The organism is Rhizobium cerradonense (assembly GCF_030182455.1).
In the GTDB taxonomy this organism is placed as follows: domain Bacteria; phylum Pseudomonadota; class Alphaproteobacteria; order Rhizobiales; family Rhizobiaceae; genus Rhizobium.
In genome coordinates this window covers 216987-239972 of the sequence record NZ_JAQJCK010000002.1, presented here as the reverse complement: position 1 = coordinate 239972, position 22986 = coordinate 216987, and the positions used below count along the sequence as shown (strand labels likewise).

The window sequence follows — 22986 nt, the reverse complement described above, 5'->3', positions numbered from 1 at the left end:
ACAACAGCCGATGAGCCATATCACACCAATCGATTACGATACCGCCTCCGACGCCGTCCGCGCAGAACATGACCGCGAAGTGCAACTGCGCGGCCGCATGACCAATATGAAGCGGACGCTGCTGCATTCGCCGGTGGCACACCGCATCTATGCCGAATGGTTCACGCTGCGCGAAGAGCTCCGCCCGGCGCTGGACGACCGCGCGGTCTGGCTTTTCTGCCATGCGATTTCGCTGGAAAGCCGCTCGATCATCCCGGTCGGCTTTTTCCGCCGTGCGCTGATCAATGCCGGCCTGGCGCCGGAAACCATCGTACCCACCGAAGACGAGGCATTATTGATCGATTTCGGCAAGGCCATCGTCAGGGATTCCAACGCCGTGCCGGAAGAATTATGGGACCGGCTGAAGGCGCGTTATGACGAACCCACGCTCGCAAACCTCGTCGCTTTCGCCGGCATCATGATCGCCACCGCGATCTACAACAATGTGGTGAAGGTGGATATCGATCCGGAGCTTGGGCCGTATTTGGAGGGATTTGAGCTACCCTCGAAGTAACGAAAAGCCATTCAATCCAATCTCACCCCGAAATCACCGTCTCGAACTTGGGATTCCCCCGGATCGTATTGCTGACCGTGCAGATCTCGTCCTCGGCGGCATGCGCGATGGCGTTACGAATCTCGTCGCCGAAATCGCCCTTGATGGTGAAGGCGATGTTGAATTTTTCGACGCGCGTCAGCCCTTCCGTCGCCTTTTCGCCAGTCACGACGGCGGTGACCTCCGTCAGCTTGTCGAGCACGCCGAGGCTGCTCGCAGCCATACGGGCGCTGAGCACGAGGCAGGCGGACAAAGAGGAATAAAGCAGGTCGAGCGGATTGAAGCCCGGCTGCGACGGCGAGGTGACGATATCGATCTCACCGCCTGTCACCGTCGTCACATGCGGAAGGCCGGTGCGGCCGACCGTCGCCGTCGCGCCGGTCTGTCTCGTCTTCACCTTCAGTTCGGCCATCTTGAAAATCCCTCGGATATAATCGTTGAAACTGCTCCCCAAAACATAGGGATTCCCCTCACAGGACACAATTGGCGTTCCCTGCCCTTGCGCGTTCGCGTCAGTTGAGTCACCAAATGGTTACTAGCCCATCGCAGACAGGCAGATTTCGACATGACCGTTTCCGATCCCCGCGCCTTCCTCACCTCCCTCTTCGATGCCGCCGTCCGCGCCGCCGATCCCTTGACCGGCATCCGCGCCCATCTACCGGCAAAACCGAAAGGGCGGACGATCGTCATCGGTGCCGGCAAGGGCTCGGCGCAGATGGCAGCCGCCCTGGAGCAATGCTGGGACGGACCGCTGGAAGGGCTGGTGGTGACGCGTTATGGCTTCGCCACCCCATGCCGCCACATCGAAATCATCGAAGCCGCTCATCCCGTGCCTGACGAGGCCGGCCTCGTCGCCTCCGGTCGACTGTTGAAACTGGTTGAGGGATTGACCGAGGATGACCTGGTGATTGCGCTGATCTCCGGCGGCGGTTCGGCGCTGCTGCCCTCTCCGGCGGGCGCCCTTACCCTTGCCGACGAGATCGCCGTCAACAAGGCACTGCTCGCCTCCGGCGCGCCGATTTCGGCGATGAACGTCATCCGCAAGCATCTATCGACCATCAAGGGCGGCCGCCTCGCGGCATCGGCCTATCCGGCAAAGGTCGTCTCGCTGGTGGTCTCAGACATTCCGGGCGACGATCCGGCCCTCGTCGCCTCCGGTCCGACCGTTCCCGGCGCCGGCACGCGCGCCGAAGCGCTCGACCTCATCCGCCTCTACCGCATCGAGCTGCCCGCCGCCGTTCTGGCACATATCGAAAAGCCGGAAGCTGATGCACCGCGGCCAGATGACCCGCGCTTTGCAGCCAACGAGGTGCATGTCATCGCCTCGGCCGGTGTCTCGCTGGAAGCCGCGGCCAAAGCGGCGCGCGAGGCCGGCATCGAGGCAGCGATCCTGTCCGATGCGATCGAAGGTGAAGCGCGGGAGGCAGCGCATGTACATGCCGCCGTCGCCCGCGAGATCCTGCATCGCAACCGGCCTTTCACCAAGCCGATCGTGTTGCTGTCGGGTGGTGAGACGACGGTAACGCTGACCGGCAAGGGCAAGGGCGGCCGAAACTCTGAATTTCTGCTATCGCTCGCGATCGACATCGACAGTCACGCCGGCATCCACGCCATGGCGGCCGATACCGATGGCATCGACGGCAGCGAGGACAATGCCGGCGCCTTTGCTGATGCAAGCACGGTGGCGCGGCTGCGCAAGGCTGGGCTGGTACCCGCCGAAATGCTGAGAAACAACGACGCCTGGTCGGCGTTCAACGCGATCGGTGACCTCTTCGTACCCGGACCGACGGGAACGAATGTCAATGATTTCCGAGCCATCCTGATCGCTTGATCGAAAGGACCGGACGATATCAGTGATTGGTGGGGCAATCCTCGCAGCGCCAGTAGGCCGGCGCTGTCGATGTCCACCGAAAGAAATGGCGATGACAATGGACGCATTCGATTTCGACGACATGCGTTTTTTGGGCAATGACGAACGGCTTAGGTTTGCTGTTGCGCTCGTTCTTCCATTGCTCAAGCTTCGTGACGGCCATCATTTTCCCCCAACTCATTACTTTCCGCCTCGATTATGACTTACCTAAAGTAGACTGCCCTTATGAAAGAATTATTGCGAGCGTGAGAAGGCACTTATCCCGCACATTTTCAAAGCGCTAATACGAAAGATCGAACAAACAGCTTCACTCTAATCCTTTCGGATTAGCCCGGATCGACTGAAGCACGAGTTGCTCGTCCCGATACGGATTGCCTTCTTTCGCCCGGTTCGGATTTCGGAGCCGCGACCCAGTCGGGATTCGGCAGCAGAAATTATCTCTGCGGCACTAGACGCAGCGAAAGGCTCTCTTACCTAAAATATGATTTTGGAGGGACCATCATGTACCATTTCCGCCAGCGGATAATATCCGCGGCCACTATCTTTGCCTTCGGGCTCTTTTCCATTACTACCGTTCAAGCCGCAGCACCGCAGCCGGTCGAAGCCGAGCATGGGATGGTGGTGACTGCCCAGCATCTCGCGACCGATGTCGGCGTCAACGTACTGAAGAGCGGCGGCAACGCCGTGGATGCTGCAGTTGCGGTCGGCTATGCCTTGGCTGTGGTCTATCCGGTCGCAGGCAATATCGGCGGCGGTGGCTTCATGACCATCCGGCTGAAGGACGGCAAGACAGCCTTCCTCGATTTCCGCGAGCGCGCGCCACTCGCCGCGACCAAGACCATGTATCTCGATGACAAAGGCAATGTCGTCAAAGGCGCAAGCACGGACGGCTATCTCGCCGTCGGCGTGCCGGGTTCCGTCATGGGCTTCGAGACCGCGCGTGAGAAATATGGCACGAAATCCCGCCAGGAACTGATGGCGCCCGCAATCCGGTATGCCAAGGAAGGTTTTACCCTGAACCAGGCCGATGCCGCGGAGCTCAACCACGGCAAGAAATGGCTGGCGCGCGATCCGGCCACCGCCGCAATCTTCGTCAAAGGGGACGGCAAACCCTTCGCCACCGGCGATACATTGATCCAGCCGGAGCTTGGCGCGGCCCTCTCCAGCATTTCGGAACAAGGTCCTGATGGCTTCTATAAGGGCTCGACCGCCGATGCGATCGTCAAGGCCAGCCACGATAAGGGTGGCATCCTGGCCAAGGAGGATTTCGAGCAATACAAGGTCCGCGAACTCGACCCGGTGAAATGCAATTACCGGGGCTATGAGATCATCTCCTCACCACCGCCCTCTTCCGGCGGCGTGATCATCTGCGAGATCCTCAACGTGCTGGAAGGCTATCCGCTTTCCTTTACCGGCTACGCTTCGGCTGACACCGTGCATCTCATGGTCGAGGCCATGCGCCATGCCTACGTCGATCGCAATTCCGCGCTCGGCGATCCCGATTTCGTCGACAATCCCGTCAGCAAGCTGCTGGATAAGGACTACGCAAAGAAGATCCGCGACAGCATCGATCCCTATCGCGCCGGCGTCTCCAAGGATCTGATGCCGAAGGGCCTCGGCGAGAGCCATGAGACGACGCATTATTCGATCATCGACAATGACGGCAATGCGGTTGCCGTCACCTATACGCTGAACGGCTCCTTCGGGGCCGGCGTGGTCGCACCCGGCACCGGCATCCTGCTCAACAACGAGATGGACGACTTCACCGCCAAGCCGGGTGTACCGAACCTCTACGGTCTGGTTCAAGGCGAGGCCAACGCCGTCCAGCCGAAGAAGACACCGCTTTCCTCCATGAGCCCGACGATTGTCGCCAAGGACGGCAAGCCCTTCATGGTGATCGGCAGCCCCGGCGGCGCGCGCATCATCACCATTACGCTCGAAGCGATCGTCAACGTCATCGATTTCGGCATGGATATTCAGCAGGCGATCGACGCACCGCGGATACATCATCAGTGGCTGCCGGATAAGGTCTATACCGAGCCCTACACGCTGTCTCCCGACACGATCAAACTGCTGACCGGCATGGGCTATAATGTCCAGGTCGGCGGCGATTGGCCGGTCTGGGGTCAGGCCGCCGGCATCCTCGTCGGCGGCAAGAGCCTCGGTCAAATCGCCGAGGGAGGCGGCGCGCGCTATAACGGCGCAATGGATAGCCGCGCCGGCTCGGGCTTGGCTGAAGGGTACTGATCTTCAGGCGATCTTGGCGAGTTCGGCCAGGACAGTTTCAAAGGGCCTCGGCGCAACCACATGTTCGTTGACGCCTGCTGGCTCGAAATCGATCCAGCCGGAGTTGAAGTTTTCGATCATCTCGATGCGCGGCTCCGGCCAGGCAGCCCCCCTGTGCCCTGAAACGCTCTTCCCACTCGGCGCGCGGGACAGGCTTGGCAACGACCGGACGACCGATGGCCTGGCCGATCAGGGTTGCGATTTCGATCTGGCTATAGCGCTTCGGCCCTTCGATCTCGATCACCCGGCGGTCGGTCCAGTTCTCGGCCATCGTCCTGGCGGCGATGGCGCCGATATCGGCGGTGGCGATCATCGGATAGGGCTTGTCGAGCGGTGCCAGATAGCTCGGCATTTCACCGGTCGCGCGCGCCGGCGCTATATCCCACAATGAATTCTCCATGAACCAGGTCGGCCGCAGAGTGGCAACCGGCATGGTCAGTGGCGCCAGCGCCTCTTCCAGCATGTGAACCTGAGTGATGAGCCCGAGGCCGGAGGTACGCTGGCCACCGATCGACGACAACATCACGACCTTGCCCGGCTGCGCGCGCTGGATGGCGGCCGCCTGCGCCGCCGCATCCCTGCGGGCGCTCGGGAAGCCCGGATCGGGCGCGAAATTCGGCGAGGCCATGACGAAGACGCCTTCGGTACCGTCGAAAGCTCGCGCCAGCGCATCGGCATCATCGAAGGTGGCGACGGCGACTTCAGCGCCGAGCTTTTCCCATTCCGCGCCCTTCGCCCGATCGCGAAGGACGGCCCGGACCCTATGCCCAGCGCTAATGAGCGCGCGTGCGGTCGTACCACCGACCTTGCCAGTGACGGCAGTGATTGCAAACATGATCTTCTCCTTGAAGATGTTGTTAGGTTTTGGAAGTCAGGCGGGCCGGTACGCCGTCAAAAATCGCCCGCATCACGCGGCGCGGCGACGAATGCAACACTTCCTGAGAATGTTCATGGCAGGCCCCGCTTTGGCTTCGTAAACATCATGCAATAGGATAGCTCATGACTTAAGTGCCGTTATGTCAGCTTATTCATGACGTAGAATCAACAATCGAGACACACCATCTTACGCGGGAAAACAGACTGTGATCGATGCAACCGCCGCTGCCGCCATCACCTGTTCATCTGGCATTCATCGGCTGTGACATTCCTGCCCGGCTGCGACGTTTTTTCCATTTCGATCAATAAGATTTGCAAATTCGGATATAGTCATCCCGCGTGAGCGGGAGTATACCGGGCCCCGTTCCAATCGGCCTTTGCGCCGTCACCAGACTTGCGGTTCTGTCTTTGGACCCCACCGCGCCATCGAGAGCGATCCCCGACAATGTCGGACCAGATTTTCCAGGCCGCCCCAACCCGGCGGGCCGTACCTAATTTTCGTGTAATCGCGCTTATCGTAGCAAGCGCCATGTTCATGGAGCAGCTTGACGCGACCGTGCTCGCCACAGCGCTGCCGACCATGGCGAGAGACTTCGGCGTCAGCGCGCCAGCGATGAGTATTTCGCTCACGTCCTATCTGCTCAGCCTCGCGATCTTCATTCCCGCCAGCGGCGCCATTGCAGACCGCTTCGGATCGCGCACCGTCTTCCGATCCGCCATCGCGGTTTTCGTTGTCGGCTCGCTTCTGTGCGCGCAGGCGCCGAACCTGTTCTTCCTCGTGATCGCGCGATTGCTGCAGGGTCTCGGCGGCGCGATGATGCTCCCGGTCGGACGTCTCGTATTGATGCGCAGCGTCGCTCGCAAGGACATGGTCAACGCCATGTCCTGGCTGCTAATCCCGGCGCTTGTCGGTCCAATTCTCGGCCCGCCCGTCGGCGGCATGTTCGTGACCTATCTCGACTGGCGCTGGATCTTCTACATCAACGTGCCGATCGGCGTTATCGGCTTTATCCTGGTGTCGATGTTCATCGAAGAGGTAAAAGGGCCGCGCAATGGCCGCTTCGACCTTTCCGGCTTCATCCTGTCAGGCATCTCGCTTGGCTCGCTGCTCTTCGGTTTCGAAATGTCGAGCCGCGAAGGCGAAGGCTTTCTGGCCGTCTTCCTGATCTCGATTGGCCTACTGTTCGGCATCGCCTATCTGCGACATGCCCGCAAGCATCCGTCGCCGATCATGGATTTCTCGCTGATGAAGGTGCCGACTTTCCGCACCTCGGTCATCGCCGGCTCGCTGACGCGCATCAGCCAGGGCGCCCATCCCTTCCTTATCCCGCTGATGCTGCAGCTCGGCTTCGGTCTTTCGGCCGCTACAGCCGGCCAGATCGCCATTGCGACCGCGCTCGGCTCCATGGCCATGAAGCCTTTTCAGGTCCGCATCCTGCGCACGCTCGGCTTCCGCACCGCCCTTATCGTCTTCGGTCTGATTGGCACGCTCGGCTATGGAATGTGCGCCATTTTCCAGCCGAATTGGCCGTTGCCTGTCATCTTCGTGATCCTGTTCTTCTGCGGCTTCTTCATGTCGTTCCAGTTCACGGCCTACAACACGATCGCTTATGACGAGATCGAACGTGACCGGATGAGCATCGCGACCAGCTTTTATTCGACCTTCCAGCAGTTGATGCTCTCGCTCGGCATCTGCGTCGCCGCTCTTGCCCTGCATGGCTCGATGCAGTTCGGCGGCCATGCGAAGGCCGAGATGATCGACTTCTCCGTCGCCTTCATCGTCGTCACGGCCATTGCGCTGCTCGCGGTGATCTGGAACGCCAGCTTTTCGCGCACCGCCGGCACGGAGATCAGTGGCCACCGCAAGAAATCGCCCGAGGATTCACTCGGGGGACACTGATTCCCCGAGTGTCGAAAAGCTCGCCAGGAACAAGATACAAAAAAGGCCGGGCTAACCCGACCTCTTCCTTCATCGCCTCAACGATCTTTGCCAGTACATCCATGGTCAAAGACCGAAAGCAATGCCTTACAGGGATTCGAGCTGGTCAGCCGACATCTTGCCCGAGCGCTTGTCCTTGACAAGCTCGTAGGAAATCTTCTGGCCGTCACGAAGAGTGCTCATTCCAGCGCGTTCAACCGCGGAAATATGCACGAAGACGTCCGTCGCGCCGTCATCAGGCTGAATGAAACCAAAACCCTTGGTAGCATTGAACCACTTTACAGTACCTGTGCTCATAACAATGACCTTTCAATCACTCATGTAGAGATCGCATCCAGACAACCGTCTGGTGCAGTAGACCGATTTTGAGAGGGAAGTTCGTCAATGTCGCGCAGAGTGCGTCGAGGCAAAGTTCGTTCACCAATATCGATGCACAGCTTATAGCTGAGGGCTGGATACCCCACAAGGCGAAATATCAGAAATATCGAAAATGACTAGATATTTCGCATAAATCGACTCGCGTGACATAAAACTATCGTTTATCGAGGATCAAATTCGAATAGTCTTTTTGTAGCTATTTCCGAGTTTTTTGCGTCGTCCTATATAAGATTCATCGGCACTTTTCTTTTTACGTCCCCCCGGCTTCATTGCGGCAATTCCGCCTTATTTCCGGGGAGCGCTGGAATTCCCAGCAATACGAATGCCACCCGATACAGGATGGATCTCCCTCCTTGTGGGCGCGGATGCTTACCCGCTCAAACCCACAGGAAACGCCAACGCCGACACAAACCCTGGAGGCCAAGATGGCGCCGCCCAATAAAGACAATCTTTTCGGGTCCAAGAGAGAGGCAGCGCTGGTCAAGTCCAGCCAGCTCGACTCCACCGTCAAGGAAATCATCGCCAGCGAACAGATGACCCGCGAACGCAAAACGGCACGCCTGAGGGAACTGCGCCTCGAGAAAGAGGCGCTTCAGCCGCCACCGGAGCCGAAGACAAAGGCCAAACGAAAGACGGCCAAGGCAGCCAAATAGGCAAAACTTGATCCGTGCCTGGCACGGTTCAGAGGCGGACGTTGCGCTTTTGGTGAACACAGCCTCCACGGACTGCGCATTGAACTGGCGGAGGCTTCCGCCCTAAATAGCGACCAATTGCACAATCCATCTGGAGCATCGTCATGGTCGCCGGCATTCACCACATCACGCTCATCACTCGCAAGGTGCAGGCGAATGTCGATTTCTACGCCGGCTTTCTCGGCCTACGGCTGGTCAAACGCACCGGCGGCTTCGAAGACGCCACGCAGTTGCACCTCATCTATGGCGACGCGATCGGATCGCCGGGCTCGCTGGTGACCTTCCTTGTCTGGGAGGACGGCTCTCCGGGACGTCCCGGCGTCGGACAAGTCGGCGAAATCTCGCTGGCCATCGATCCCATGAGCATCGGTTTCTGGCTGACGCGCGCCTTGAGCGCAGGGCTGAAACCCGAAGGCCCTTCCGAGGAATTCGGCGAACCGGTTCTACGGCTGAAAGACCCGGATGGCGTTGTCATCAAACTTGTCGGCGTAGGTGAATTACAATCGGCCGCACCTTGGGCAAGCGACAAAATCCCGCCAGAACATGCCATCCGGCGCATTCGCGGCGCGACGCTATTCAGCGAGACGCCCGAGGAGACGCAAAAGCTTCTCTTGGAGCATTTCGGCTACCGGCTGCAAGCGGTCGATGGGGCGATCAGCCGCCTCATTTCCGAACCCGGTGATATCATCGACATCCGCGATGCCCGTGGTTTCTGGGCAAGTGCGCCGGGAACCGGCACGGTCGACCACGTGGCGTTTCGTGCCTCCGACGATGCCGAACTGCAAGCGGTGCGTACGGCGCTGCAGGCGATCAATTCCTGGCCGACAGCGATGCATGATCGCAAATATTTCCGCTCGCTCTATGTCCGGGAACCCGGCCGCATCCTGTTCGAACTCGCAACCGATGCGCCGGGCATGCTGATCGACGAAGACGAGGCAACACTCGGCACGCGCCTGTTCGCCCCCGATGACAAACCGGAACGGCTGGCGGAGCTGAGCGTGATCCTGCCGCAATTCTCAATGCCCGGCGAGCCGCGCGTCATCTATCGCGATCTGCCGTTCGTGCATCGCTTCTTCACGCCGGAGGAGCCGGACGGTACCGTCTTCATCTTGCTGCATGGCTCGGGCGCCAGCGAAACGTCACTGATGCCGATTGCCCATAAGATCGACCCGCGGGCAACGTTGCTCGGCGTGCGTGGCCGCGCGCTCGAGGAAGGCTCGCCGCGCTGGTTCCGCCGCATCACGCCCTTCTCCTTCGATCAGGCCGACATCGCCAGCGAAGCCGAAGCCTTCGCCGCCTTCATCGATGGCGCGATCCGCGCCTACGACCTCGATCCCGAGCGTATCGTCTATATCGGCTATTCGAACGGCGCGAACCTCATCAATGCCATGCTGTCGCTGCAGCCGCATCTCATCCGCCGCGCTGTGCTGCTACGCTCCATGGCCGCGCTGACCGATCCGCCGCCGGCGGACATGTCGAACGCCGATGTACTGATCATCGCTGGCGAGAAGGACGACTATGGACACCACGCGCAACCGCTCGCCGAACGGCTTAATGCCGGCGGCGCGACGATGAACCAGCAAACGATCCCCTACGGCCACGAATTGACAGACGCGGATGTGCCGATCATCCAGGCATGGTTGAAGCGCTCGAACTGAGCGCTTCAACTCTTGTAATTGGAACCTTCAGGTGACGGATCACCCCTTGAACGTATAGGCGGCGATCGACTCAGGCTTCATCTCGATCGAGAAGCCAGGCAGACTTGGCGGCATGTAGGCGGCGTCGCGGATCACGCAAGGGTCGATGAAATGTTCATGCAGGTGGTCGACATATTCGATCACGCGACCATCCTTGGTGCCGGAGACGGCGACGTAGTCGATCATCGACAGGTGCTGCACATATTCGCAGAGGCCGACGCCGCCGGCATGCGGCCAGACAGGCAGGCCGTATTTCGCGGCAACGAGAAGCACGGACAGGACTTCGTTCAGCCCGCCCATGCGGCAAGAATCGATCTGCACGATGTCGATGGCGCCTTCGGCGATGAACTGCTTGAACATGATGCGGTTCTGGCACATCTCGCCGGTCGCGACCTTTACCGGCCCGATCGCCTGGCGGATCTTGCGATGGCCGGCAACATCATCGGGGCTGGTCGGCTCCTCGATGAAGAAGGGCTTCGCAAAGGCGAGCTTTTGCACCCAATCAATCGCCTGGCCCACTTCCCAGACCTGGTTGGCATCGATCATCAAATAGCGATCGGGACCGATCACTTCGCGGGCGATGGTGAGACGCCGGATATCGTCCGCAAGATCGCGGCCGACCTTCATCTTCACATGATTGAAACCGGCATCGATTGCCTCCTGGCAAAGACGGCGCAGCTTGGCGTCATCATAGCCGAGCCAGCCGGCCGAGGTCGTGTAGCAGGCATAACCTTCACGCTCCAGGGTGGCGATACGCTCCGCCTTGCCGGCCTCGGCCTTCTTCAGGATAGCGACGGCTTCGTCGCGGGTTAAAACGTCGGTCAGGTAGCGGTAATCGACGATATCGGCAATGTGCTCCGCATCCATCTCCGCCACCAGCCGCCAGACCGGCTTGCCAGCCTCCTTGGCGAGCAGGTCCCAGACAGCGTTTACGACGGCGCCGGTGGCCAGATGCATCGCGCCCTTCTCCGGGCCGATCCAGCGAAGCTGGCTGTCGCTGGTCAGATGCCGCCAGTATTTGCCGGGATTTTCCAACACGCCGGCAAGCTCCGTGCCGACGACCAGATGGCGCATCGCCTCGATCGCCATGCAGCAGATGTCGTTGCCGCGACCGATGGTAAAGGTAAGGCCGTGACCTTCGAGGCCCGGCTTGTCGGTATCGAGGATCACGTAGGCAGCCGAATAATCCGGATCGGGATTCATCGCATCGGAGCCGTCGAGGCTCTGCGAAGTCGGAAAGCGCAGATCGAATACGCGGAGGTTGGTGATGCGCGTCATGGGAAAACTCCTTCTAATTCCGTCGGGCGATCTCTCCGACACTCACCCGAGGCCGAACTCTTCCCAGATCGCCGCATTATGCTCGCCGACATGCGGGGCTGCACGTTCGAATTTTGGCCGCTGCCCGTCAATACGAACCGGCGAGCGCGTGGTGCGTACAGAAACGCCGTCGTCGCGGGCAACCGTCTGCAGCATGTCCAGCACGCCAAATCCCTCGCTCTGCAACAGTTCCGGCCAGTTCAGCACCTTGGCACACCAAATGTCTGCCGGTTCCAGAATGGCCAGCCATTCATCCACGGTGCGGGTGGCTATGCGCGCCGAGATCAGCGCTTTTATATCGTCGCGCGCCGTAAACCAGCTTTTCGGATCGTCGCGGTAGGGCGCGAGCTCCTCCATGCCGAGCAGGTCGGCGAGCTTCGAAATCGGCGTCATAGCGATGGCGAGATAGCCGTCGGTGGCGGGATAAACGCCATATGGCGCGGAAAGATAGGCATGCGCACTGCGGAACCCGGAGCGCTGGGGCAGCTTGTTGCCGCTGTTCATGTGGACAGTCAGCACCTCCACCTGCAGATCGACCAGTGCCTCCAGCAGGCTCGTCTCCACCAGCCCGCCCTCGCCGGTGACGCCGCGGCGCACCAGCGCCGCCAGAATACCCTGGGCGGCGGCCGCACCCGCCAGCATATCGCCGATCGCCAAGCCGAACGGCACCGGCCCCTGCCCCTCATCGCCATTCAGCCACATGACACCAGAGCGCGATTGCGCCAGCAAATCCTGCCCCGGACGCGACACCCAAGGACCTTCGCCGCCATAGCCGCTGATCGAGCAATAGACGAGCCGCGGATTGATCTTCTGCGCAGCCTCATAGTCCAGCCCAAGCCGCTCGATGACCCCCGGCCGAAAATTCTGTACCAGGACGTCGGCCTTGGAGATCAGCTTGCGCAGCGCCTGTATGTCGCGCTCGTTTTTCAAGTCGATCGCCAGGCTTTCCTTCGAACGGTTGATCGCGTGGAAAATGGTCGAATCGCCGCTCTCACTATCGCTCAGATAAAGCCGCCGCGAGAGATCGCCCCCCTCCGGCCGCTCGATCTTGATGACCCGGGCGCCGAGATCCATCAGTCTCAGGGTGCAATAGGGGCCGGACAGGAACTGGCTCATATCCACGACCACCAGGCCGGCCAGCGGCAATTCCTTCTCCACCACCATGACTATTTCCGCTTCCCTCGCATCAATCCGGCAGGTCGCCAACCTCCGCTTCGACAGAGATTTCCCCCGCCGAATCCCCTGCGTCCCGCACCGCATTTTTCTTATGTGAATAGTATTTTCACATATGGATGATTTTTGCAAATGAAAAGAGTTGCCGCGATCACGCGATCCTTCAGCGAAGCCCACGCGAAAATGCGCTATAGCGTTCGCATCCATGCGGATTGTTGGAAGGAGATTTGGGAATGACGACAGTCAAATTGCTCGACGATGCGGAAGCCGAGGCGATCCCGGCGGTGAAGGCCGTTTTCGATGACATCCGCGCCGTCAGAAAATCCGATTTCGTCAATAATTTCTGGCGTGGCCTCGCCAATGATCCGGCATTATTGAAGCGTACCTGGGAGGGGCTTAAGGCGGTGATGATGGCGGACGGCGCACTCGATCCGCTGGTTCGCGAGATGATCTATATCGCCGTGTCCACCGCCAACGGCTGCACCTACTGCGTTCATTCCCATACCGCCGCCGCCAGGGCAAAGGGCATGACAGACGCACAGCATGGCGAATTGCTGGCCGTCATCGGCCTTGCCGGACAGACGAACCATCTGGTGACGGCAATGCAGATCCCCGTCGATCCGGAATTTGACGTCAGCCGCCGCTGATATCGCATAAAAGAACCCGCTGGCGCGAACCAGCGGGTTCCCCAATAAATCATGCGCCGTTTCTTACCGGTCTGACTGTTCCGCCGCCTGAGTCTCGGCAGCAACAACGGCGGCGACATCGACACCATTGTTGACGACCAGAAGACGCTTGCGAACGAGAACGCCCATGACCCGGGCAGCGGTCGAAAAGGTCATTGTATCGAGAGGACCTTCGCCCTCCCAGGGCTTGGTCAACCGTTCGGTGACGGCCGAAACGATGTTGTTGGGCACGATATCGGTGCATTCACGCATGGCTTCGAAAACGACGCTCACGGGAACGACCTTCCCTTCGAACATCACGATCGGTTCAGTGACTTCTGTGTCCCATTCCTCGAAAGCATAGAGCGCTTCCCTGAAGAGCTGCTGCAAAGTAATGGGGGCATGACCCTCATGAAGGGGCGGCAAGGCATTGCTCATGTCTGTCTCCTTTCAAGTGGAAGTCCGGCGCATAATTTGAAAAACTATCCGGTCTCTCGCGGAGAGGCCTACGCGCTGCTTCTGAATCTGGCGCGCCCCGAACGCATTTGATCGGACGAGCGGCGCGGCAAACCATTTTCCGACCGGCGCAACGCGGGATAACACGAAATGTTCCCACCGGTCATTTAACTTGATAGAGTCTATAGATTAATCTCGACTTGAAAAGCCTCTTTCGAAAGTTTCTGTGATTCCCTATATTTTTGAAGGGTTTCGCCATAGGCTGGCAGAATACTTCACCTTTGGAAGAGGCTCGACTCGCCTCTTCCGTAGCGAAAGGACAGCCATGAGCAACGATCATGGACACGATCACGGCCACCACCACGAACCTGTCGATTGGCGCGAACATGGTGTCAAGATCATCCCCGGAAATGCGCTCGATCCGAATACGGCGCAGACGCCGGGCATGAACCGGGCCACCGCTATCAATCATGCCCGCGCGGGCGCCGAGAAGATCTGGGCCGGAACGGTGACGATCCACGCCAACGCCAAGACCGGCGCCCATCATCACGGCGATCTCGAAAGCATCATCTATGTCGTCAAGGGCAAGGCGCGGATGCGTTGGGGCGAAAACCTGGAATTCGTCGCCGAAGCCGGCCCCGGCGACTTCATCTACGTGCCGCCCTTCGTGCCGCATCAGGAGATCAACGCCAGCCGCGACGAAACGCTGGAATGCGTGCTTGTCCGCTCCGGACAGGAGCCCGTCGTCGTCAATCTCGATATCGAACCGGTGGAAAAGCCGGAAGAAGTGCTCTGGAAAGATCCAATCCACCGCTGATTTGCACAATTTCGATGCAGTTGGAATCGTCGTGGCACAAAAATCGACTATCTCTATAGAAAATTAGTTCTAGATCTGCGGTGCGCCAAAAAGAGTTTTTCAGAAGTGCGGCGCACAACAAATGATCCTGCTTCGCGTGACCCACAACCGTCTGAGATGATCCATACGGTCAACGAGACAATGGCGTCTCAATCACATGGAACAGGATTTCCCATGACGAAAAAGTCTTCTGAAGGTCTCGCTGCCTTGCGCTTCTCGCGCCGGACCGGCCTTGCGGCTCTCATTGCCTCCGCTGTCGCCGTTTTCGGCCTGACGGCAGCCGCCCCCTCCTTTGCCGCCGACAAGACGATCAAGGTCGGCATCATGAGCGGCGAAGATGAAGATGTCTGGCGCGTGGTCACTGCGGAAGCCGCCAAGAAGGGCCTGAAGATCGAAACCGTGGCCTTCAACGACTATACCCAGCCAAACGAAGCGCTGGAGCGCGGCGAGGTCGATGCCAATGCCTTCCAGCACCAGCCTTATCTCGACAACCAGATCAAGCAACACGGCTATCACATCGTCCGCGTCGGCTATACCGGCGTCTGGCCCATCGGCCTCTACACCAAGAAATACAAGGCGGTTGCCGACCTGCCGAAGGGCGCGGTCATCGGCGTGCCGAACGATCCGTCCAACGAGGGCCGCGCCTTGCGCGTGCTGCAGAATGAGGGCGTCATCAAGCTCAAGGACGGCACCGGCATTCTCGCCACCACCGCCGACATCGTCGAGAACCCGAAAAATGTCGAAATCAAGGAGCTCGACGCCGGCATCGTCGGTCGCTCGATCGACGATCTCGATGCCGCCGTCGTCAACACCGACTGGGCGCTGAAGAGCGGGCTTTCGCCGAAGGACCGCATTGCACAAGAGCCGATCGACGGCAATCCCTATCGCAACTTCATCGCCGTCAAGCAGGGTAGCGAAAGCGAGGCCTGGGTGAAGACGCTGGTCGCCTCCTATCAGAACGATACGGTCAGGACCGAGTTCGACAAGGTCTACAAAGGCACCGGCCTCAGCGCCTACTAACACCAATTCGGCGCCGGGGGCAGCGCTGAGCACCAAGGCGGCTGGGGCATTTTTTGCTCGGGCCGCCTTCGGTGTTCCAGGATATCAGTGCCCGACGCCGCAAAGCCGAAAGAAGATTGATATGAATTCCTTCGTTTCTGCCACCGCCATCAAAGGACATGCCCCGCCGCCCGGCACGTCGCAAGGCGATGAGATCGTCCGCCTCGTTGATGTCAGGCGCCGGTTTGGCACGAACCCTGCGCTCGACGGTATTTCGCTCACGGCCCGCCGTGGCGAGATCGTCGGCATCATCGGCCGCAGCGGTGCCGGCAAGTCAACGCTGATCCGCTGCCTGAACGGGCTGGAACGTGCCGACAGCGGCGAAATCCATATCGAAGGACGCAATATCGTCGGCCTGTCGGAAAACGAACTGCAGCCGCTGCGCCGCCGCATCGGCATGATTTTCCAGCATTTCAATCTGCTTTCGGCAAAGACGGTCGAAGACAATGTTGCGCTGCCGCTGAAGATCGAAGGTGTCGCCAAGGCGGAGCGGCTGGCGCGGGCGCGCGAGCTGCTCGAACTCGTCGGTCTTGCCGATAAGGCGAAGGCCTATCCCTCGGCTCTCTCAGGCGGGCAGAAGCAGCGTGTCGGCATCGCCCGGGCGCTGGCCGCCCGCCCCGCCCTTCTCCTTTCCGACGAAGCGACCTCCGCCCTCGATCCCGAGACGACACGCTCGATCCTGACGCTGCTGAAGGATATCAACCGCAAGCTTGGCCTGACGATCCTGCTCATCACCCACGAGATGGAAGTGGTGCGCGCGATTGCCGATCGTGTGGCCGTCATCGATGCGGGCCGCATCGTTGAGAAAGGCCCGGTCTGGCAGATTTTCGCCAATCCGCAGACTGAGATCACCGCAAGCCTGCTCAGCACCATCCGCCCGCAGCTTCCGGAACATATCGCCGAGCGACTGTCGCAGGCATCGGGCACCGAGGCGATTTTAAGCGTCGATCTCGCCGGCCCGGCCGCGCAAGGCGCGCTCTTCGCCGAGCTTTCGGCAGCGCTGCCGCATTCCTTCCGCCTGGTGCATGGCGGCATCGATCATATTCAGAACCAGCCCGTCGCCCGCTTCTTCATCGCTGTGCCGACCCGCGATGCAACGCTGCCAGCGCAGGTGACTGATCTTCTGACGGCCCGGACCGCCCGGGTGGAGGTTTTAGGCTATGACAACTGACATCATCCTCGGCCTGCTCTGGCGCTCCTTCTGGGAAACGATCTGGATGACCGGAGCATCCGGCCTGATCTCGCTCGTCATCGGCCTGCCGCTCGGCCTCGCGCTGGTCGTCACGGGCCATGACGGCATCGCCGAACAGCTCACCGTCAACCGCATCCTCGCGGCGCTGGTCAACGGCTTCCGCGCCGTGCCGTTCATCATCCTGTTGATCGCATTGATCCCGCTGACGCGGCTGCTCGTCGGCACCGCGCTTGGCACGACTGCGGCAATCGTGCCGCTTACCATCGCGGCGATACCCTATTACGCCCGCATCGCCGAAGTTTCGCTGCGCGAGGTCGATCGCGGCCTGATCGATGCCGTGCGCGCCATGGGTGGCAACCGGTGGACCATCATCCGGGAAGTGCTGGTGCCGGAAGCACTGCCCGGGATTGTCGCAGGCTTTACGGTGACGCTGGTCACCCTAATCGGCGCCTCGGCCATGGCCGGCACCATCGGCGGCGGCGGCCTCGGCGACCTCGCGATCCGCTACGGCTACCAGCGCTTTGAGACCGGCGTAATGATCGCCGTCGTCATCGTGCTGATCATCCTCGTCTGCGGCATGCAATGGCTTGGCGACCGCCTGGTCGCAAAGCTCGATCATCGCTGATACTCATCGGTCAAATCCGATGACGGAATGCGGCTGCCGGATGGTTCGGCGGCAGCCGCCCATCACCTTGGATGAACAACTTTTCCTGCAACGTCGCCGGCGCATAGGCGTCGGTGCGAATTCACCCGCTGCCGTCTGCGTGGCAACCTGCAGCTTCAGTTCCTAGTGACCGGCTTCGAGCGCATCCGCGACACCGTTTCGCGCTCCGCCCGCTTGCAGCGCATCGGCGGCAGGCCCCGGTCCATCAGGGCCATATCTTCCAGCACCATGTCGCCCATTTTCTTGAAGGCGCTGTCGAGGGCACCGGCGCGATGCGCCGAGCGGATGAAGCCTTTGAGGCCGCGCACCGGATGATCCTTGCCAAGCGGCTCCTCCGGATAGACATCGCTTGCCGCAACGATATGGCCGGAGGCGACCGCAGCCATCAATGCGTCGAAATCCACGACATCGGCGCGGCTAAGCAGGATGAAAGCCGCTCCCTTGCGCATGCGTGCAAAAGCTTCTGCGCCGAGGAAGCCCTTGTTTTCGCTGGTGACGGAGGCGACGACGAAAACGAAATCGCTACCCGAAAGCACCTCGTCGAGGCTGGCCGGCTGGACGCCATGTTCCCTGAGGATCGAAGGCGGCATCCAGGGATCGAACACCCTGATCGTCGCGCGAAAGCCCGACAGCACCCGGTTCAGCGCCTTGCCGAGGTCGCCGAACCCGACGATACCGATATCGCTGCCAGAGAGCAGACGGGCCCTGGCATTGCCGTCACCGCCCCAAAGCTCCCTGCCCCCGCGAAAATCGAGATCGGCGTCGACGATGCCGCGCGCCAGGCTGAGCGCAAATCCAAGCCCGATCTCCGCCACCGGCTCGGCGAAGACTTGTCCGGTGGTAACGACATGGATGCCGCGCTCGAACAGCACATCATAGGGCATGTTGTTGATGAGATTGCTTTCGACATTCAAAATGCAGCGCAGGCGCGGCATGCGGTCGAGCGTATCCTTCGAAAGCGGCGGCTGGCCGATGATATAGCGCGCCTCGCCGAGTACGTCGTCGCCAAGCCCAGCAATATTCTCCGGATCAGCCTCGACGATCCGGTATTTCGAATGAAGGAGCGACAGCGCATCCTTGGTGAAGATGAGCTCAAGCGAGCGCGGCTCGGGCGCACTGATGGCCAAAGGCCTGTTGTCGGTCGACATAGAAGTCTCTCCTATTCCCGAAGACGATCCAATATCATCCGACCAGCCAAATCAATCAGAGCTCTTCCTCTTCCCCCGGCATGCCCACAGAGAAGGCGCAGATGCGCGAGAGATAGGTTTGCGGCAGGCCCGTTTCGGCGCCCCAGGCATTGAACTGATCCTGGATCAGGCGCAGCTCCTTCTTGGCCGGCTTCGGCTCCGAGATCGGCAGGCCGGAAAGACGCAGGCAGACGAGTACATCGTGGCTCATGACGAAACTATCGCGCCCGATGGCGCGCAGGAAATATTGGCCGCTCATGCCCCCAAGCCGGTTGGCGCGCTTGTCGAGAACGGCGAGCAAGCCGATATGATCTTCCACCGGCCAATCGGCAAAGAAGCGCCCGGCGCTGCCGTGCTCCTCGGCAAGTTGGCGAATGAAATGCGCATTGTCCCGCACGGACATGATCTTGGCGCCGTTGCGCACGATGCGCGCGTCGGAGGTCAGATCATGCCAGTAGTCGTCGGGTGCGAGGTTGAGGAAAGCCGGGTCGAAACCGGAGAAAGCCGCCTCGAAACCCGGCCATTTGGAATCAATAACATTGCGCACGAAGCCGGCATAGAAGACGTAGCGCGTCATTTCCGACAGCAACCTGTCGTCCGGCATGGCGCGCAAGGCATCGTGATCGGGCGCCTTTGGCATGAGTGCCTTCAGTGCTTCCGCCCCACCCTTGCGCTTTTGCGCTCGCTCCAGAACTTCCGCGAAGTTGCCCACCTTTCTCTCCCCTTCGATGACCGCTCAAAGTCTTTTACGATCTTGTGCTTGCGCGCAAGATGATGCGCGACAGCCGGAACGCAAAAGGCCGGGGCAAAGCCCGGCCTTTTAAACCCACGTGGGAGATAGTCGCTATTCCGCGGCCGCTTCCGCAGCCGGCCGGCGGGCGATGGTCGCCTGCGTCAGCAGGAGTGCGGCGACGGCGCAGAGTGCGACGCAGCCGACCATTGGCAGCGCCGAGCCGTCGAAAAACAGGCCGGCAATGATCATCGCGACGGCGGCGGCAGCAAACTGCAGCGTGCCCATCAGCGCCGAGGCCGTACCGGCAATCTCGCCATGATCTTCCAACGCCAGCACGCCCGTCGTGGGAATGACCAGACCCAGAAAACCGAAACCGATAAAGAGAAACACGATGAGAACCGGCAACTGGTTGAAGCCGAGGCTCATGACCACCGCCAGCAGTGCCATGGTCGTGGCAAAAGCGGTAACCGCGACGCGCATCACCCGCACCAGACCGAAACGCTCGCCGAGCCAGCCGGTGAGCTGCGACACCGAGAAGAAGGAGACGGCGTTGATCGAGAAAGCAAAGCTGTATTGCGTCGGCGTCAGGCCGTAATGGTCGATCAGCACGAAGGGCGAATTGGCGAGGTAGACGAGAAAGCTCGATATGCCGAGGCCGCCAATAAAGGTGAGCGTCAGGAAATTGCGGTCACCGAGCAGCAGGCGATAGGCCGCCATCGCGCTGCGAAGGCCGCTTTGCGAGCGCTCTGCTTTCGCCCGGGTCTCCTCGAGTTGGGTAGACAGCAGGATCAGCCCGATCACCGCCGCGATCGTCACCGCCCAGAACACGCCGCGCCAACCGTAGAAGGCGATGACGGCACTGCCCGTCAGCGGCGCGAGGATCGGCGAAATGCTGAAGACGAGCATCAGCAGCGACATCAGCCGCGCCGCCTGAACGCCGGTATGCATGTCGCGCACGACGGCGCGCGGCACCACCATGCCGGCCGCGCCGCCGATGCCCTGCAGGAAGCGGAAAGCGATCAGCGTCTCGATATTGCTCGCCGTCGCCGCACCTATGCTCGCCACTGCGAACAGGCCGATGCCGAGATAAAGTGGCGCCTTGCGTCCCCACGTGTCCGAAAGCGGCCCATAGAGCAATTGAAAGACGGCGAAGGGAATGAAGAAGAACAACAGGCTCAACTGAACGACACTGTTCTCCGCCGCAAGATCCTTGCCGATCGATGGCAAAGCGGGAAGATACATGTCGATCGCGAAGGGACCGATGGCCGAAAGCAGGCCAAGGATGATCGCATAGCGAAGGAAAGACGTCGTCATGATGATGATCTTTCAGAAAATTTGAGCGTGAAGACCGGATTGCCTTCGCGCCGCGTCTCCCGCAGGAGACGTTGAAAACAAAATGCTGCATCCGCCAATCGAGCCCGACAAAGGCTCAACTGCCTTTTCTTCGAAGAGCAAACCACCCGAAAATCGACGGAATGCTCAACGAATTCTTGGGTTGGGTTTTAAGAACGCCGCACGGTCTTGGGAGGAAAGCGCGGGCCTGAGATACGCTTAACAATCATGTCCATCGTTTTGGACATGATTGTAAAAATAGACACTATTGTCCAAATCGTCAATGCGGATTATCTTGATCCCATGAAAAGCCGAAGCACCGCCGCCTCGCAGGCAAAGACCGTAAGACCCACCCAATGCCTGAAGCGTATTTCCATCCTCGACGCTGCGGCGGAAGTTTTTTGTCGCGAGGGTTTTTCCGGCGCGAGCATCGACGAGATCGCCGAGGAAGCCTGCGTCTCCCGGCAGACCATTTACAATCACTACCGCGAAAAAGAGGCATTGTTCATCGCCGTCATCGCCGACGTGAGTGGGCGCGCCAATACGGCTCTGTTCTCCGCGCTGGCCGCCTTCCCTGACAGACCGGAAAACCTTCGGGAGGATCTGATCGCCTTCGCTGTCGATATCAACAATAATTGTCTTTATAATCAGGACGGAAAATTCCTGCGCAAGCTCGTCCAGTCCGAAGGCCCCCGCTATCCGCACCTTTTCGAAGCCTGGCGCGAACACGGTCCCTGCAGGATCGGCAAGGCATTGGGCGCCATCTTCGCCCGCCTCCACCACCAGGGCCTCCTTAACATTCCCGACTGCGACCTCGCCGCTCGCCAATTCAGCGCGCTGATCAACGCCGACCTGCAGATGACCACACTCTTTGGTCAAACGCCGACGGAGGCAGAGATTCGGGGATCGGCGGAACAAGCCGTAGATATGTTTTTGCGGGGGTACGGAGTTCGGGCATAAGCCGGACTCTGAGCCCTGAGTCTACAGCGTTTCTCAAGCCCTTTTTACAACGATCGCAGCGCCTCAAACGCGCGCCAGACACCTTATCTAATTTTGCTTGTGCCCTTGCCATCCGCAGCGTTAACGTGAGTGCGTGGGGTCGGAGCTTGTACGATGAGCAATAGACATTGGAATTTCCCGGTGATGGTCATCTGCAAGCGAACGGGGAAAATCTATACCGTTGGCACCACGAAAGAGGCATTGGACATGCTGCTGAATGCATGGCCCGTTGCCGAAGGCAAGGCGTTCATGATGGCCCTGCAGATATGTGCGGATGTTGAAAGCGGGATCAGGCAGCCGCTGGACGCGCGCAACAGCTTCGTCGCCGCGGCCAGGGAAGCTGGCGTACCGATCGAAGCCACAATGGTCGAATAAGTCGCCTGCGTCCCCCGATCCTCCTCTCGCGCCTTGGCTTCGTGCCGCTGTCCGCAACAATGCTTGGAACGAAACCGTCGCTATCCCGTTTTAAAATGCCAAACGAGGAGCGCGATGTTTCAAACCGCCTGGAGAAAGCCTGTCGTCGTACGCCTGCCGAAAAATATCCGCATCATCCGGACGGCAGCCGAGGCCACGGATTGCTTGACCGCGGATTGGCCGGTACGCCACGGAAACGCCTACGAGGCGGCCTTGCGCGCCTGCATTGATTGTTTCGAAGGCTATACGACCGCGAACGAAACCCGCGTGGCTTTCGTCGCCGCCTGTCGCGAGGCGAATGCTCTGATAAGCGCGTAATACCGAAAGGCCGCCTTCGAGGTGCGAACAAGTATTGGGCTAAATCCGTTGCTGGAAAAAACCTGAGCTTGCCGGTCGTTAATTCAAAATTAAAAGCAACCGAATAAAAGCGTTCTTGGGTCGCTAGAATTCTGCTGAAAAACGCGATTCGCCCATGAGTAAACGACAGATCTGGGCGAACCGGAATTTGCAGGCAGGACGTCAGCGTCCAATGGCGTAGGGATCAGGGCCATGCATGGCTCTGGAAGCATGATGCCCTTCCAACGCGCCGGCTCGTCCGAGCCATGTTCC

At 60.0% G+C, this 22986-nt stretch carries 23 protein-coding genes; 14 read left to right on the top strand and 9 right to left on the bottom strand.

Annotated features, from left to right (window positions below; genetic code table 11):
• Positions 1–10 precede the first annotated feature (10 nt).
• Positions 11–553 carry a carboxymuconolactone decarboxylase family protein gene (locus PH547_RS05315; RefSeq protein WP_104824102.1) on the top strand — a complete coding sequence of 181 codons (543 nt, stop codon included), beginning with the start codon at positions 11–13 and terminating at the stop codon, positions 551–553.
• A gap of 22 nt (positions 554–575) precedes the next feature.
• Here the strand turns inward: PH547_RS05315 and PH547_RS05310 are convergent, their stop codons facing one another.
• Complete coding sequence (locus PH547_RS05310; RefSeq protein WP_104824103.1) at positions 576–1004, bottom strand: OsmC family protein; 429 nt, start codon at positions 1002–1004, stop codon at positions 576–578.
• A 153-nt stretch (positions 1005–1157) separates the two neighbouring features.
• On the opposite strand from PH547_RS05310, the gene PH547_RS05305 reads away from it, so the two are divergent.
• Together PH547_RS05305 and ggt are read left to right on the top strand one after the other, a co-directional pair.
• Positions 1158–2423: a glycerate kinase type-2 family protein gene (locus PH547_RS05305; RefSeq protein ID WP_104824104.1), complete on the top strand. Its 1266-nt coding sequence runs from the start codon at positions 1158–1160 to the stop codon at positions 2421–2423.
• A gap of 540 nt (positions 2424–2963) precedes the next feature.
• Entirely contained in the window at positions 2964–4709 is a 1746-nt protein-coding gene (gene ggt, locus PH547_RS05300; RefSeq protein WP_104824105.1) for a gamma-glutamyltransferase, read from the top strand.
• Between the two features lie 37 nt (positions 4710–4746).
• On the opposite strand, the gene PH547_RS05295 is transcribed toward ggt, so the two are convergent.
• Positions 4747–5583: an NmrA family NAD(P)-binding protein gene (locus PH547_RS05295; protein WP_285167725.1), complete on the bottom strand. Its 837-nt coding sequence runs from the start codon at positions 5581–5583 to the stop codon at positions 4747–4749.
• 486 nt (positions 5584–6069) lie between these two features.
• Here PH547_RS05295 and PH547_RS05290 point away from each other — a divergent pair, with 486 nt between their 5' ends.
• Positions 6070–7524 carry an MFS transporter gene (locus PH547_RS05290; protein WP_104824107.1) on the top strand — a complete coding sequence of 485 codons (1455 nt, stop codon included), beginning with the start codon at positions 6070–6072 and terminating at the stop codon, positions 7522–7524.
• A 126-nt stretch (positions 7525–7650) separates the two neighbouring features.
• Here PH547_RS05290 and PH547_RS05285 read toward each other — a convergent pair whose 3' ends face one another.
• Positions 7651–7860: a cold-shock protein gene (locus PH547_RS05285; RefSeq protein WP_104824108.1), complete on the bottom strand. Its 210-nt coding sequence runs from the start codon at positions 7858–7860 to the stop codon at positions 7651–7653.
• 506 nt (positions 7861–8366) lie between these two features.
• On the opposite strand from PH547_RS05285, the gene PH547_RS05280 reads away from it, so the two are divergent.
• On the top strand, positions 8367–8594 hold the full coding sequence (locus PH547_RS05280) for a hypothetical protein (RefSeq protein WP_199773483.1): 228 nt from the start codon (positions 8367–8369) through the stop codon (positions 8592–8594).
• A 143-nt stretch (positions 8595–8737) separates the two neighbouring features.
• Positions 8738–10291, top strand: coding sequence for a VOC family protein (locus PH547_RS05275; protein WP_104824110.1), 1554 nt, complete (start codon positions 8738–8740; stop codon positions 10289–10291).
• A gap of 39 nt (positions 10292–10330) precedes the next feature.
• On the opposite strand, the gene PH547_RS05270 is transcribed toward PH547_RS05275, so the two are convergent.
• Together PH547_RS05270 and PH547_RS05265 are read right to left on the bottom strand one after the other, a co-directional pair.
• On the bottom strand, positions 10331–11608 hold the full coding sequence (locus tag PH547_RS05270) for an L-fuconate dehydratase (protein ID WP_104824111.1): 1278 nt from the start codon (positions 11606–11608) through the stop codon (positions 10331–10333).
• A gap of 42 nt (positions 11609–11650) precedes the next feature.
• Positions 11651–12811 (bottom strand): CaiB/BaiF CoA transferase family protein, encoded by a 1161-nt coding sequence (locus tag PH547_RS05265; protein WP_104824112.1) that lies wholly within the window; start codon positions 12809–12811, stop codon positions 11651–11653.
• 242 nt (positions 12812–13053) lie between these two features.
• On the opposite strand from PH547_RS05265, the gene PH547_RS05260 reads away from it, so the two are divergent.
• Positions 13054–13467, top strand: a complete 414-nt coding sequence (locus PH547_RS05260; RefSeq protein ID WP_104824113.1) for a carboxymuconolactone decarboxylase family protein — start codon at positions 13054–13056, stop codon at positions 13465–13467.
• 63 nt (positions 13468–13530) lie between these two features.
• On the opposite strand, the gene PH547_RS05255 is transcribed toward PH547_RS05260, so the two are convergent.
• Positions 13531–13923 (bottom strand): BRA0787 family protein, encoded by a 393-nt coding sequence (locus PH547_RS05255; RefSeq protein ID WP_104824114.1) that lies wholly within the window; start codon positions 13921–13923, stop codon positions 13531–13533.
• Positions 13924–14266: 343 nt separating this feature from the next.
• Between PH547_RS05255 and PH547_RS05250 the strand changes: the two genes are divergently transcribed.
• From PH547_RS05250 to PH547_RS05235, 4 genes are all read left to right on the top strand, one after another.
• Complete coding sequence (locus tag PH547_RS05250; RefSeq protein WP_104824115.1) at positions 14267–14758, top strand: cupin domain-containing protein; 492 nt, start codon at positions 14267–14269, stop codon at positions 14756–14758.
• Between the two features lie 213 nt (positions 14759–14971).
• Positions 14972–15817, top strand: coding sequence for a MetQ/NlpA family lipoprotein (locus PH547_RS05245; protein WP_285167724.1), 846 nt, complete (start codon positions 14972–14974; stop codon positions 15815–15817).
• 121 nt (positions 15818–15938) lie between these two features.
• Entirely contained in the window at positions 15939–17027 is a 1089-nt protein-coding gene (locus tag PH547_RS05240) for a methionine ABC transporter ATP-binding protein (RefSeq protein WP_285167723.1), read from the top strand.
• Complete coding sequence (locus tag PH547_RS05235) at positions 17017–17673, top strand: methionine ABC transporter permease (protein WP_285167722.1); 657 nt, start codon at positions 17017–17019, stop codon at positions 17671–17673. Before PH547_RS05240 ends, PH547_RS05235 begins: the two co-directional genes overlap by 11 nt.
• 155 nt (positions 17674–17828) lie before the next feature.
• Here PH547_RS05235 and PH547_RS05230 read toward each other — a convergent pair whose 3' ends face one another.
• The 3 genes from PH547_RS05230 to PH547_RS05220 form a co-directional block, all read right to left on the bottom strand.
• Positions 17829–18860 carry a hydroxyacid dehydrogenase gene (locus PH547_RS05230; protein ID WP_285167721.1) on the bottom strand — a complete coding sequence of 344 codons (1032 nt, stop codon included), beginning with the start codon at positions 18858–18860 and terminating at the stop codon, positions 17829–17831.
• 55 nt (positions 18861–18915) lie between these two features.
• Positions 18916–19611 carry a DNA-3-methyladenine glycosylase I gene (locus PH547_RS05225; RefSeq protein WP_285167720.1) on the bottom strand — a complete coding sequence of 232 codons (696 nt, stop codon included), beginning with the start codon at positions 19609–19611 and terminating at the stop codon, positions 18916–18918.
• A gap of 132 nt (positions 19612–19743) precedes the next feature.
• On the bottom strand, positions 19744–20946 hold the full coding sequence (locus PH547_RS05220; RefSeq protein WP_285167719.1) for a multidrug effflux MFS transporter: 1203 nt from the start codon (positions 20944–20946) through the stop codon (positions 19744–19746).
• Between the two features lie 321 nt (positions 20947–21267).
• Here PH547_RS05220 and PH547_RS05215 point away from each other — a divergent pair, with 321 nt between their 5' ends.
• The 3 genes from PH547_RS05215 (at position 21268) to PH547_RS05205 (ending at position 22695) form a co-directional block, all read left to right on the top strand.
• Positions 21268–21924 (top strand): TetR/AcrR family transcriptional regulator, encoded by a 657-nt coding sequence (locus PH547_RS05215; RefSeq protein WP_285167718.1) that lies wholly within the window; start codon positions 21268–21270, stop codon positions 21922–21924.
• A 153-nt stretch (positions 21925–22077) separates the two neighbouring features.
• Positions 22078–22338, top strand: coding sequence for a DUF982 domain-containing protein (locus PH547_RS05210; protein ID WP_104824122.1), 261 nt, complete (start codon positions 22078–22080; stop codon positions 22336–22338).
• 114 nt (positions 22339–22452) lie between these two features.
• Positions 22453–22695: a DUF982 domain-containing protein gene (locus PH547_RS05205; protein ID WP_104824123.1), complete on the top strand. Its 243-nt coding sequence runs from the start codon at positions 22453–22455 to the stop codon at positions 22693–22695.
• Positions 22696–22986 lie beyond the last annotated feature (291 nt).

Coding starts and splice junctions, on each gene's coding strand:
- PH547_RS05315 (WP_104824102.1), top strand. CDS start 11: ATGAGCCATATCACACCAATCGATTACGATACCGCCTCCGACGCCGTC.
- PH547_RS05310 (WP_104824103.1), bottom strand. CDS start 1,004: ATGGCCGAACTGAAGGTGAAGACGAGACAGACCGGCGCGACGGCGACG.
- PH547_RS05305 (WP_104824104.1), top strand. CDS start 1,158: ATGACCGTTTCCGATCCCCGCGCCTTCCTCACCTCCCTCTTCGATGCC.
- ggt (WP_104824105.1), top strand. CDS start 2,964: ATGTACCATTTCCGCCAGCGGATAATATCCGCGGCCACTATCTTTGCC.
- PH547_RS05295 (WP_285167725.1), bottom strand. CDS start 5,583: ATGTTTGCAATCACTGCCGTCACTGGCAAGGTCGGTGGTACGACCGCA.
- PH547_RS05290 (WP_104824107.1), top strand. CDS start 6,070: ATGTCGGACCAGATTTTCCAGGCCGCCCCAACCCGGCGGGCCGTACCT.
- PH547_RS05285 (WP_104824108.1), bottom strand. CDS start 7,860: ATGAGCACAGGTACTGTAAAGTGGTTCAATGCTACCAAGGGTTTTGGT.
- PH547_RS05280 (WP_199773483.1), top strand. CDS start 8,367: ATGGCGCCGCCCAATAAAGACAATCTTTTCGGGTCCAAGAGAGAGGCA.
- PH547_RS05275 (WP_104824110.1), top strand. CDS start 8,738: ATGGTCGCCGGCATTCACCACATCACGCTCATCACTCGCAAGGTGCAG.
- PH547_RS05270 (WP_104824111.1), bottom strand. CDS start 11,608: ATGACGCGCATCACCAACCTCCGCGTATTCGATCTGCGCTTTCCGACT.
- PH547_RS05265 (WP_104824112.1), bottom strand. CDS start 12,811: ATGGTGGTGGAGAAGGAATTGCCGCTGGCCGGCCTGGTGGTCGTGGAT.
- PH547_RS05260 (WP_104824113.1), top strand. CDS start 13,054: ATGACGACAGTCAAATTGCTCGACGATGCGGAAGCCGAGGCGATCCCG.
- PH547_RS05255 (WP_104824114.1), bottom strand. CDS start 13,923: ATGAGCAATGCCTTGCCGCCCCTTCATGAGGGTCATGCCCCCATTACT.
- PH547_RS05250 (WP_104824115.1), top strand. CDS start 14,267: ATGAGCAACGATCATGGACACGATCACGGCCACCACCACGAACCTGTC.
- PH547_RS05245 (WP_285167724.1), top strand. CDS start 14,972: ATGACGAAAAAGTCTTCTGAAGGTCTCGCTGCCTTGCGCTTCTCGCGC.
- PH547_RS05240 (WP_285167723.1), top strand. CDS start 15,939: ATGAATTCCTTCGTTTCTGCCACCGCCATCAAAGGACATGCCCCGCCG.
- PH547_RS05235 (WP_285167722.1), top strand. CDS start 17,017: ATGACAACTGACATCATCCTCGGCCTGCTCTGGCGCTCCTTCTGGGAA.
- PH547_RS05230 (WP_285167721.1), bottom strand. CDS start 18,860: ATGTCGACCGACAACAGGCCTTTGGCCATCAGTGCGCCCGAGCCGCGC.
- PH547_RS05220 (WP_285167719.1), bottom strand. CDS start 20,946: ATGACGACGTCTTTCCTTCGCTATGCGATCATCCTTGGCCTGCTTTCG.
- PH547_RS05215 (WP_285167718.1), top strand. CDS start 21,268: ATGAAAAGCCGAAGCACCGCCGCCTCGCAGGCAAAGACCGTAAGACCC.
- PH547_RS05210 (WP_104824122.1), top strand. CDS start 22,078: ATGAGCAATAGACATTGGAATTTCCCGGTGATGGTCATCTGCAAGCGA.
- PH547_RS05205 (WP_104824123.1), top strand. CDS start 22,453: ATGTTTCAAACCGCCTGGAGAAAGCCTGTCGTCGTACGCCTGCCGAAA.